The following is a 10,000-nucleotide window of genomic DNA, read 5'->3' on the forward strand; positions in this document are numbered from 1 at the left end:
CCACGGCCTCGGCCTTGGCGCGCGACAAACGCCCGGCCAGTTCGCGCGGGGTCTCGGCCTTCAGCGGCGTTTCATCAATGTCGGAAGGAAGGATACGATCGGGTTTCAGGCCGATCTGGGCCAGCAGGTCCACACGGCGGGGACTGGCGCTGGCCAGAATAAGGGGCAGCATCAGGCGCGCCCCTTACGTGTAGCGGCCAACACCTATTTGAACCGGTAAGTGATGCGGCCCTTGGTCAGGTCATAGGGCGTCATTTCGACCATGATACGGTCACCGGCCAGCACGCGGATGCGGTTCTTGCGCATCTTGCCCGCGGTGTGCGCGATGATTTCATGACCCGAGTCTTCGAGCGTCACGCGGAATGTCGCGTTCGGCAGAAGCTCGACAACGGTACCCGCAAACTCCAACAGTTCTTCTTTTGCCATTCGGCCCCACATGGAAAGGGAAAAGGGCGAATCGTCGTGCGATGTCGCCCATGAAAATCAGTGGCGCTCCCTTTATACCCAAACGGGTTCAGAGGAAAGAGGGAAAGCGCGCGTGAAAAGGCGGAGCCCCTTTCGGAACTCCGCCGATCCTTGGTTAACTTGCAAGGTGCAAATTAAAACTTGCGTACCACGCTGACCGACAGGTTGTCGGCATTACCGCGGTCATCCTTGAAGGCCGAGCGGGTATAGTCGCCGCGGATGGCGTAAGCGTCGTTGAGCTTCATCTGCGCGCCGACACCGACATCCAGCGCCGTGCCGTCTTCGGCGATCGGCGAGTTGTTATAATTCTTCAGCTTGGTGTCCGAGACACCGACGCGGCCGATAAGCTCAACGCGTTCCGATACCGGCAGGAAGCCCACGGCGTAGGCGGCCTTCTTGTTGGTCAGCTTGTAACGGCCCGAATTGGTCGTGTCGCCGTTGGTGCCGGCGGCCAGCTCGCCCTCAACGCCGAAGTGCGGGGTGAGCTTGGTGCCAAGGCGCGCATTCATCGAGTTGAGGCTGGAGTCGGACTTGTTGTTATTCGTGGCGGTCGCACCGATCGAGCCATACACTTCGGGCTGCGACAGGGACTGCGCGGAGGCCGTGGACGCGCCGAAAGCAGCGGCAGCCAGAGCGGCAGTAGCCATGAGCATGGTCTTCATAGTGAACTCCTATTGTCTTCGTGTGCCGTGCGATTTTCATGAACCGCACTCGTTGTTGTCTGCCGGGGGAGATGCCCCAGCGACCAAACAACAATCGCTCCGCAAAGGGGCCGCATTGGGCCGCCTCAAAGGCCATTTCTGGACCTTTTTACAAGAAAAACATAAATTTAATAGGAGATTGCGGCAAAACCGCCATCTTGATGAACTCAAAATGAACGATCATTCATTTCCAACGAATTAGGTGCTTCGCGGCTTTTCAGCCACACCTGTGTTTTATCACCACACGGAGCAATTAACCCCGCAGATGCAGGGCATGGATCAGGGTAAACAGACGCCGCGCCGTTTCATGATCAATTTCGATCTTGCCGGCCAGACGCTCGGTCAGGAGGTCCGCGCCGTCATTATGAATACCGCGACGGCCCATGTCGATCGACTCGATCTGCCCCACCGTGGCGTTTTTCAGCGCCTCATAATAGCTTTCGCAGATCATGGCGTAGTCCTTCATGATCGGCTTGAGCGGCGTGAAGGACAGCATGAATTTTTTAGCGTAGCCCTCACCCGTGACGTCGAAGACCAGACGCCCGTCCTCATAGGCCAGTCGCAGATCGTATTTTTCCGCCGCGCCACCTTCGGGTTTGAAGCTGTTTTTTTCGATCAGGTCGAACATGGCGACCTGACGCTCATGCTCCACCTCCGGCGACGGCGAAGCCAGGCTGTCGGAGTCGATGTCGATACGGGCCAGTTTCATGATTACACCGGGTGGCTGGGGGTCGAACGGGCGCGATGGGGCGCGGCGAGGTCCATAAGCAGAAGATCGACGGCCTCGACCTCGATCTTCAGTTCGGCAGCGGCCTTGCCCGCAAAGCGCAGATAGAGGTGGCAGGCCGGGGCTTCGAGCGGTTCGGTGGCCAGATGCAGGATGGTCATGCCCTGCGGCGGGCGCTGCACGTCGAAACCGCGCGACTGAAGACCGGTGATCGAGCCGATCTGCAAGGCACAGGCGGCGCGCAACGGCGTGCGGCTCTTGTGTTCATGGCAAAAGCGATTGAAGCGCAGGGTCAGGGCGCGGGCGCGCGCATCATAGCGCACGTCTTCGCCGCGCAAGGCCGCATCCTGCAACAGCGCGCTCAGCGGCACCACGTCCTCTTCGCTCTGCGCGAGAAGACGGAGCGGTTTCGGCTTTTTGTGAAACCACCCAAACATGAGGCTTATTCTTCCTCAATCGGGTCATTGCCCTTGATACGGCGGATATTGGCCCCGCAGGCCGACAGCTTGCCCTCAAGGTTCTCGAAACCACGATCGAGGTGATAGACGCGGTTGACGACCGTCTCACCGCGCGCCGCCAGCCCGGCGATGATCAGACAGGCCGAAGCGCGCAGATCGGTCGCCATGACCTGCGCCCCGCGCAGTTCCTCAACGCCCGTCACCTTCGCTTCGCCGCCGTGCTGGACCGAGATACTGGCCCCCAGTCGCCCCAGTTCCGGCACATGCATGAAGCGGTTTTCAAAGATGGTTTCGCGCACCGTGGACTCGCCTTCGGCCAGAGTCATCAGGGCCATAAACTGCGCCTGAAGGTCGGTGGCAAAGCCCGGATAGACTTCGGTGGTGATATCGACGGCTTTCAGGCGACCCTGACCGCGACGGATGGTCACTGTATCGGCCGTCGTTTCGATCTCGCAGCCCGCCTCACGCATCTTGTCGAGCAAAATACCGATCAGTTCCGGGCGCACCTTCGTCAGGCGCACCTCACTGCCCGGCATGGCCGCCCCGGCCAGCGCGTAGGTGCCGGCTTCGATACGGTCGCAGATGACCGCCCAGTCGGTGCCCTTCAACGCAGTGACGCCTTCGACGACAATGGTCGGCGTCCCGGCCCCGCTGATCTTCGCCCCCATGGCGTTCAGACATTCCGCCAGATCGACGATTTCCGGCTCACAGGCGGCATTTTTGAACACCGTCGTGCCGTGCGCCAGAGCCGCCGCCATCAGGGCGTGCTCCGTCGCGCCGACCGAAACGAAGGGAAACTCGATCTCCGCCCCCTTAAGGCCGCGCGGTGCCTGAGCGAAGACATAGCCTTCGTGCATGTCGATATGGGCCCCCAGCGCCTCCAGCGCCTTGAGGTGCAGATCGACCGGACGCGCGCCGATGGTACAGCCGCCGGGCAGCGACACCTTGGCATGGCCCGTGCGCGCCAGAAGCGGCCCCAGCACGTTGAACGAGGCGCGCATCTGACGCACCAGATCGTAGGGCGCGAAGGCTGAGGTGATTTCCGGCGTGTGCAGCAGCGTTTCCTGATGCCCGTCCGGTCCGTTGGTTTCGGTGATCTGCGTGCCAAAGCGTTGCAGCAGGCGACCCAGCAGGCGCGTATCGGCCAGACGCGGCATATTGGTCAGGCGCACCGGCTCAGAGGTCAGCAGCGACGCCGCCATGAGCTTGATCGCGGAATTCTTGGCTCCGCTGACGGGAATATCCCCCTTGAGCGGCACGCCGCCTTCCAACGCAATACGATCCATTGAGTACGCCTGATCCGAATGTTCTGAACTTTCATTTCTGCCAACGGGCCACCCCGATTCAGGGCTTTGGAAATGAAATGGATTTGGCGTTCTACATCACCGGGCCGCAGGTGCAACAGCTAGTTTTTCGCGTCGTCCTCACGGATCGGTGCAGGCTCCGGCCGCCGCGCGGCGGCCTTGCGCCGCTGCAGATTGGCGCGCAGGGCGGCATTGAGGCGCTCGGCCTTCTCGTCTTTGGGATTTTTATTCGGAGAGTCGCTCATAAGGCGGTGATTTAGCGTTCCATCCACAAAAAGCGAGCGAAAAATGCACTTTTCGCTTTGCGTTTGGCCCCGGTTTGGGTATTAGCCCCGTCCTCAGCCGGTGTTCACACCGGTTCAGCCGTATTAGCTCAGTGGTAGAGCGCATCCTTGGTAAGGCTGAGGTCGGCAGTTCAATCCTGCCATACGGCACCATGAAGGCCCGGTTCGGAAACGACCGGGCCTTCGCCATATCCGGGAGTTGCTTTGATGCCGGCAAAACCTGTCAAACGCGCGCTGTTCGGAAATGCAGCGTTTCAAATGGTCGCGGGCTCTGAACTTGTCATTCTGGAAGCCGCCGAATACCTTATATCGCAAGGCTGGGAAGTCGATCTGACCGCCTGGTACTTTGGCGAACCCATGCTGAGCCATGCTTTGACGTCGGGCCTTCGTATTATAGAACGCCCGGATCAGGCCAGGCCCTTCGAGTATGATCTGGTGTGGTTGCAGAACCGCCTTGAAGCTGTGCTCGACTATTCGCCCTCTGAAAAAGAGGTCAGATCGAGCTTTTTCGTCTTTGCCCATCTGGACAAGACCTGGTCCTACGCTCAGCCCGGCGTAGTGGCCGAGCCACTGCTGGGGCAAATGTTTATCGTACCTTCAGAGTTGGGGGTAGAGCGCGTGGTTAAGCGCGGTTTGCCCGCGAAAAACGTCTCCATCTATCGCAACCCGGCCCCTGCTGGTTTTGAAGATGAGGCGCCTGTTCCGGCCGAACGGCTGCGCCGGTTGCTCATCGTCTCAAACCACGCGCCGCCAGAGCTTGTGATCGCTCAGTCCCTGCTTCAGGCGGCGGCCATTGAGGTTATCCATCTGGGCGTTGCAGGTGATCGCCGCCATCAACGGGTGACGCCAGAGGACATTATTTCGGCGGATGCGGTTGTAAGTATTGGCAAGACCATTCCCTACGCCCTGAGAGCCCGACGACCGGTTTATGTCTATGACCACTTCGGTGGCCCCGGCTGGCTGCTCGACGACAATTTTGCTACGGTAAAGTCCCGTAATTTCAGCGGCCTGTGCTGCGAACGCCGGCTTGAGGCGGTTGAAATCGCTGAAGAATTGGTGAATGGCTATACCAAGGCCGCACGTCAGGCTGCGCGTCGTGAGGTCGATCCGGCCTTCTGCCTGGAAAAGGTGTTCGCGCAGATATTCGAACGCATGAAGCGCGCACGCACCGTCAACCAGCACCGTAAACGCATGGCCAGTAAAGCCGTGGCCTTACTGGCTGAGCGGGAACTGGCACAAACAGCGGGTGAGTTCTTCAACTGGGCGCATCATCTGAACAGCCGTCAATAACTTACGTATATTTTAGCAGAAACAGGATCAGTTCGTCATAGCGCACGCCCAGTTGCGTCCCGGCCGGGATGACCTCAAGGCGCGCCCCGGTGTCCGGATCGAAAATCTCCTCATATCGCTCGTCCTCGCAGAAGAAGCCATAGCGCGCGGCCTCAAGCCCTTCCTCACTGAGAATATCGCGCACCTCCTGCGCAAACACCCCGAAATGCCAGCGCGCCCCCGCTTCACCTTTGACTGCAATGGCCGAAAGCCACTGATACGTGCGTAACACGCCGCGGATGCGCGAGGCAGCGCGGGCCTCGGCCTCAAGAATGGCGGGCGCAGAGAGGACCTCGGCTTTCAGCCGGGCATCCGAAGTGCTGATCGTACCGGAGGCGACAAACACTTGCGACCAGCGCAAACTGGCCGTACCCAGCGATTTGTTGTTATCAAAACCCGGTTTCAGGGCATTTTCCACTGCCCCGCGGCCATTGCCGCAACGCAGCAGGTGTTTGCCGTACCCGTCGATAAGGACAAAATCATCCGCCACCGGGTCGGGTTCGGCCGCCCGCATCAGAAAGCCCCAATTGGGATCAGAATAGAAGCATCCCGGTTCATAAACCCCGCCCCAGGCCGTGCCGATGGAAAACGACCTCAGACGGGTGTGGGTGTGAAAGGTGGTATGCCCCGTATTGCGGTCCACGCTCAGCACGGTGTGAAACACGGACCCGTCCGGTGAGACCTTAAGCGTCAGATTGTCCGACCCCAGCGTCCCCAGCAGGGCGCGCGACGAAAAACCGGTCTGAAAGACAAGGCCCGCCTCATCTGTCTCTGCGGCCTTGTTGCCATAGAGCAGGCTGCCGCCCCCGGCGTGGTTGAACAGGACCTGCGGGCTAGAGACCGACAGACGGTTGGTGGCGTCAGCTGTCGCGCTAACCCCTAAGCGCTGAAGGTTTTGTAAGGCGTTAAACGTGGCTTGAAGCAGCACCCAGCCGCTCGACACGCGCGCCACAAAGCCGCCTTCATCGGCCACGTGCACCAGCGCCCCTTCGGGCAGGCTGAGGAGGTCCCAGTAACCGCCCTGATAGACGACAAAATCACCGGCATCGAAGTCATCCCAGGTCACGCCGGATGCGCCTGCGGGCAGGATATAGGCGTCGCCCTCCTGCGGCGTGGCGGGTTGCGCGCCGACTGCGCGGCTTTTGACGCGAGCCTGCGCAAGGGCATCGAGCCGCCACAGGCTTTCATTAAGGGTAATATGTTTTTGCGCCTGTCCCGCTTGCAGCAGGGGCAGGCCAAGGGCGGGGGTGTTTTGCAGGGACACGTTCGGGCCTCATCGACAATGGTGCCTGTCAGTGTCCGCCCGAATGTCACGGCGGGGATAGATTTCAGGGCAAAAGATAGACGAGGCGCTTCTTGCCCTTGGTCGCCTTCATCGTCGCCAGATGCTCTTTGTGGCGGCCCGACGCGTGGGCATCACGGCCACTTTCTTCGATATAAAGGGTTTTTTCGATATCCTTTTGCACGATATGCGAGGCGTAGAGGTGCCCCTGATACAGGGTATCGGCCACCGCCCCCACCGGGAAAAACGGGAGGATAAGTTGCGCCACCTCCTCCAGTCCGCTGATCCCCAGATCGAGCGCCAGAACAACGGCCGCCTGCACCCAGGCGACCGGACTGATGCGGGCGCGAAACCCGCTCAGCAGAATATAGGCGGAGGCCCCGAACGAATAGACCGCCCCAACGATCGGAAACGGGAGCCACGCCAAAAGGCCGTCAAGACCGATCAGGTTGAACGGGCCGATGCCGATAATGCGATCCGACAGGCGTTTGATTGTGCCAACCGAGTCATAAACCTTCTGCACGTCATAGGCCGACCTGACAAACATGTCATTTGCTCCCCTTCGCCCGTTATGGCTAGACATTGCCTGTAGCAGGGTTATGCGTCAATCACATGCGTTAGGGGAATTAACCATGATCGTCACCACCACACCCAGCGTCGAAGGCCGCAGCATCGACACCTATATCGGCGTCGTCACAGGTGAGGCTATTCTGGGGGCCAATATCTTCCGCGACCTGTTTGCCGGTATCCGCGACATTATTGGCGGCCGTTCCGGCTCCTACGAAAAAGTGCTGCGCGCCGCCCGCGAAGCCGCCCTGAAGGAAATGCAGGAAGAAGCTGCGCAACGCGGGGCCAACGCCATTGTCGGCGTCGATCTCGACTATGAAACCGTCTCTCAGGGCACCATGCTGATGGTCACCTGCTCCGGGACCGCCGTCGTCCTGCGCTAAGTCTTGCTGGTTCTCAGACTGTTTTCGTTTTTGGCCTTCATCCTCAGCCTCGCTCTGCTGGGCATGGGGTCGGTGTGCCTGCTCGACCCGCACGGGGCGCGCGGCTACCTGATCGACATTTTCACCGCGCCCCTGCTCAGCGTGGCCTTAGCGGCAGCCTTTGTGCTCATTCAGTTGCGTCAGCGTGCCTCGGCCCTCATCAGTCTGATGGCGGCGGGTGTTTTGGCTTTGAGTTTCTGGCCGCAAATCAGCCCGCCGCACCCGCAACCCAATACTGAAGCGGCGCCGGTGCGGCTGATCTTCGCCAATCTGTACGCCAAGAACGAGACGCCGCAGCGACTGCTTGACTGGGTCAGGACGGAAAATCCCGATGTCGTGGCCATCGTCGAAGCCGGGCCTCTGGCCGAAGCGACCTTGGCAGCAAAACTGCGCCAGACCTATCCCCACGTGGCCCGCCGCTACGACACGTTCGTCTTTTCGCGCTACCCGCTGACGCGTCCGCGCGCCCGCCCCATTGGTTACAGCCTGCTGACCGTAGAGGTCGCGGCACCTGCGGGGGCGTTTCATCTGGCCGTAGCGCATCTGACGCGCCCGTGGCCGTTCAGCGCACCAGGCGACCAACCGCGCCAACTGGAGCGGCTTGGCGCCGACCTGCGCGACGAACAGCCGGAGCGTACGGTGCTGGTCGGGGATTTCAACACCACCCCCTCAGCCTCAGGTCTTATGGATTTCAGTCGCAATCTGGGCGTGTTCGCGGCCCCGGCTGCGGTCGGCACGTGGCCTGCGGTCCTGCCCGCCCCCTTGCGTATCGGCATCGACAATGCCTTTGCCGGTCAGGCGCTCAGCCTGCGCAATCGCAAGGCCGGCCCCTATTACGGCTCCGACCACCGTCCGATCCGGGTGGATATTTACCCCGCAGGATAACTATTTCCGCGGCACCGGACGGCGCTTGGGCGCGGATTTGACGACCGGAACCGGCTCAAAGGCGGGCTCGACGACCGGCTCCGGCAGTACATCATCAGCGGTTTCCGCTTCGGACGTCGCAGACGCGATTTCCGTTTCAACGGCTTCGACGGCATCCATTTCGGGCGCAGGGTCCGCGATAAACTCGGAAACCGGCTGAGGTTCGATCTCTACCGGCTCGGACACTTCGGTAAGCGCATCCATAACCGCGTCCTCGACCTCGATAGCCGCCATCACAGGCGCAACGGCGGCCTCACGCACGGCCTCATTGACCTCTTCCAACACATGGGCAGCGTCTTCGCTGGCCTTGTACCAGGTCTGACGCAGGCTCATCATATCGACAAAGCCCTTGGGCAGGTCCTTATAGAGGTCGCTGCCGCCTGCGCGTCGCGCCGGCACGCCGGACAGCATCCACGCCGAAACGCCAAAGCTGGTTGCCGCAAAAAACGGCACCCACATCGGCGAACAGGCCCCGATCCAGAAATGGGTCAGGCGCTCCGTCGCGTTTTTCATCTCTTCGGAGGTGGGCAGGGAAAACGGGGGCAGATCGGATTGCGTCATGGTCAACATCTCGTGGCCTCGTGCGCTCAAAAAATATTGCAGCGCACAAAACTAACACAGAAATCCACAGCCGCCTATGCGACCCATCGCCCTAAGCGGGCAAATTCGCGTGATCAGCGATTAATCCAACGTCCACACCGACGCCTTGCCGCCCGGTTCGGCAAAAACCTGAGCCAGATCGCCGGCAATGTCGCGCATGGCCTCGACCACCGACGCCGGCGCATTGACCGTGACCAGCGCGCAGCCATTCATCTTCAACGGATGGGTCAGCGGGCGCAGGCGCAGTTCAGCCACGGCAATGTCCGGCCCGCCCTCCCCCGTCTGGTCCTCCAGAAGCTCGCATTCCATATGGCGCAGGAAGCGATCGAAGGTTTCAAGGTCTTTCAGCGGCAACCACACCAGGGCCTTGGCGTTGGACTGTTTTTTCAGCACGTCACGCAGGCACAGATTGATGCGCTCATAATCCTCGAACTGCTCAAATGGCGGATCGATCAGCAAAAACAGGTCCTTGTCCGGTTCGGCCATTTCGACCGCCGCCTCATAGCCATCCGTATGGCGCGCCTTGCCGCGCGGCGTCACCGTCTCCCGCAAGCGCTCGTAATCGTCCTTGCGCAGCTCGCAGCCCATATAGTGACCTTCCGCCGTCAGATGGTCGAGCACCAGAAGCGGCGAGCCGGGATAGAGGCCGATGCGCGTTTTGAACCCGGCCGCGCGGTTCTTGGCCCACACATAGTCCGACAGGGGGATGAGACTTGGCGGCACGTCACGCCCCAGCAGGTAGCCGATTCCGGCCTCGGCCTCTTTGGAGCGCGAGAAGGTCGGATCGGACAGGTCGTACTGACCCGCCCCGGCGTGGCTGTCCACCACCTGAAGCGGTTGCCCCGTCTCACGCAGGGCGCGTAGAAAATTCAACAGGACCGCGTGCTTGAACAGGTCGGCGAAGTTCCCGGCGTGGAAGCCGTGGCGATAGTTCAAA

14 protein-coding genes and 1 tRNA gene are annotated in these 10,000 nt (G+C 60.8%); 4 read left to right on the top strand and 11 right to left on the bottom strand.

The features are described 5' to 3' along the window. The 7 genes from LDL37_RS10305 to LDL37_RS10335 all read right to left on the bottom strand — a co-directional run. Window positions 1-172, bottom strand: a 172-nt coding sequence (locus tag LDL37_RS10305; RefSeq protein ID WP_290797723.1) for a Maf family protein, incomplete at its 3' end; no start/stop codon positions are given. 32 nt (window positions 173-204) lie between these two features. Further along, entirely contained in the window at window positions 205-426 is a 222-nt protein-coding gene (gene infA / locus LDL37_RS10310) for a translation initiation factor IF-1 (protein WP_041658556.1), read from the bottom strand. A 173-nt stretch (window positions 427-599) separates the two neighbouring features. Beyond that, a complete protein-coding gene (locus tag LDL37_RS10315; protein ID WP_290797691.1) occupies window positions 600-1,127 on the bottom strand; it encodes a porin family protein in 528 nt (175 codons plus the stop codon). Between the two features lie 292 nt (window positions 1,128-1,419). Beyond that, window positions 1,420-1,875: a UPF0262 family protein gene (locus LDL37_RS10320; protein WP_290797694.1), complete on the bottom strand. Its 456-nt coding sequence runs from the start codon at window positions 1,873-1,875 to the stop codon at window positions 1,420-1,422. 2 nt (window positions 1,876-1,877) lie between these two features. Then, complete coding sequence (locus LDL37_RS10325; RefSeq protein ID WP_290797697.1) at window positions 1,878-2,330, bottom strand: DUF2948 family protein; 453 nt, start codon at window positions 2,328-2,330, stop codon at window positions 1,878-1,880. Between the two features lie 5 nt (window positions 2,331-2,335). After that, a complete protein-coding gene (gene murA / locus LDL37_RS10330) occupies window positions 2,336-3,637 on the bottom strand; it encodes a UDP-N-acetylglucosamine 1-carboxyvinyltransferase (RefSeq protein ID WP_290797700.1) in 1,302 nt (433 codons plus the stop codon). 119 nt (window positions 3,638-3,756) lie between these two features. Beyond that, the gene (locus LDL37_RS10335; protein ID WP_290797703.1) at window positions 3,757-3,900 is read right to left on the bottom strand and encodes a hypothetical protein; all 144 of its coding nucleotides are present in this window, start codon (window positions 3,898-3,900) and stop codon (window positions 3,757-3,759) included. A 117-nt stretch (window positions 3,901-4,017) separates the two neighbouring features. Here LDL37_RS10335 and LDL37_RS10340 point away from each other — a divergent pair. Together LDL37_RS10340 and LDL37_RS10345 are read left to right on the top strand one after the other, a co-directional pair. Further along, window positions 4,018-4,092: transfer RNA gene (locus LDL37_RS10340), tRNA-Thr, on the top strand. A 51-nt stretch (window positions 4,093-4,143) separates the two neighbouring features. Then, the gene (locus tag LDL37_RS10345; protein ID WP_290797707.1) at window positions 4,144-5,229 is read left to right on the top strand and encodes a hypothetical protein; all 1,086 of its coding nucleotides are present in this window, start codon (window positions 4,144-4,146) and stop codon (window positions 5,227-5,229) included. Between the two features lies 1 nt (window position 5,230). Here the strand turns inward: LDL37_RS10345 and LDL37_RS10350 are convergent, their stop codons facing one another. Beyond that, window positions 5,231-6,532 carry a DUF2793 domain-containing protein gene (locus LDL37_RS10350; RefSeq protein WP_290797710.1) on the bottom strand — a complete coding sequence of 434 codons (1,302 nt, stop codon included), beginning with the start codon at window positions 6,530-6,532 and terminating at the stop codon, window positions 5,231-5,233. A 64-nt stretch (window positions 6,533-6,596) separates the two neighbouring features. Then, window positions 6,597-7,097, bottom strand: a complete 501-nt coding sequence (locus LDL37_RS10355; protein ID WP_126419990.1) for a DUF4112 domain-containing protein — start codon at window positions 7,095-7,097, stop codon at window positions 6,597-6,599. Window positions 7,098-7,182: 85 nt separating this feature from the next. Between LDL37_RS10355 and LDL37_RS10360 the strand changes: the two genes are divergently transcribed. After that, the gene (locus tag LDL37_RS10360) at window positions 7,183-7,500 is read left to right on the top strand and encodes a heavy metal-binding domain-containing protein (protein WP_013478693.1); all 318 of its coding nucleotides are present in this window, start codon (window positions 7,183-7,185) and stop codon (window positions 7,498-7,500) included. Window positions 7,501-7,503: 3 nt separating this feature from the next. Further along, window positions 7,504-8,424, top strand: a complete 921-nt coding sequence (locus LDL37_RS10365; protein WP_290797715.1) for an endonuclease/exonuclease/phosphatase family protein — start codon at window positions 7,504-7,506, stop codon at window positions 8,422-8,424. On the opposite strand, the gene LDL37_RS10370 is transcribed toward LDL37_RS10365, so the two are convergent. Next, the gene (locus LDL37_RS10370; protein WP_290797717.1) at window positions 8,425-9,024 is read right to left on the bottom strand and encodes a hypothetical protein; all 600 of its coding nucleotides are present in this window, start codon (window positions 9,022-9,024) and stop codon (window positions 8,425-8,427) included. A 120-nt stretch (window positions 9,025-9,144) separates the two neighbouring features. After that, window positions 9,145-10,000, bottom strand: an 856-nt coding sequence (gene rlmJ / locus LDL37_RS10375) for a 23S rRNA (adenine(2030)-N(6))-methyltransferase RlmJ (protein WP_290797720.1), incomplete at its 5' end; no start/stop codon positions are given.

The sequence above is a fragment of the Asticcacaulis sp. genome (assembly GCF_020217185.1).
Taxonomy (GTDB): domain Bacteria; phylum Pseudomonadota; class Alphaproteobacteria; order Caulobacterales; family Caulobacteraceae; genus Asticcacaulis.

Bases quoted from the DNA above. Each gene is read 5' to 3' on its own strand.
- infA (WP_041658556.1), bottom strand. From the start codon at position 426: ATGGCAAAAGAAGAACTGTTGGAGTTTGCGGGTACCGTTGTCGAGCTT.
- LDL37_RS10315 (WP_290797691.1), bottom strand. From the start codon at position 1,127: ATGAAGACCATGCTCATGGCTACTGCCGCTCTGGCTGCCGCTGCTTTC.
- LDL37_RS10320 (WP_290797694.1), bottom strand. From the start codon at position 1,875: ATGAAACTGGCCCGTATCGACATCGACTCCGACAGCCTGGCTTCGCCG.
- LDL37_RS10325 (WP_290797697.1), bottom strand. From the start codon at position 2,330: ATGTTTGGGTGGTTTCACAAAAAGCCGAAACCGCTCCGTCTTCTCGCG.
- murA (WP_290797700.1), bottom strand. From the start codon at position 3,637: ATGGATCGTATTGCGTTGGAAGGCGGCGTGCCGCTCAAGGGGGATATT.
- LDL37_RS10335 (WP_290797703.1), bottom strand. From the start codon at position 3,900: ATGAGCGACTCTCCGAATAAAAATCCCAAAGACGAGAAGGCCGAGCGC.
- LDL37_RS10355 (WP_126419990.1), bottom strand. From the start codon at position 7,097: ATGTTTGTCAGGTCGGCCTATGACGTGCAGAAGGTTTATGACTCGGTT.
- LDL37_RS10360 (WP_013478693.1), top strand. From the start codon at position 7,183: ATGATCGTCACCACCACACCCAGCGTCGAAGGCCGCAGCATCGACACC.
- LDL37_RS10370 (WP_290797717.1), bottom strand. From the start codon at position 9,024: ATGACGCAATCCGATCTGCCCCCGTTTTCCCTGCCCACCTCCGAAGAG.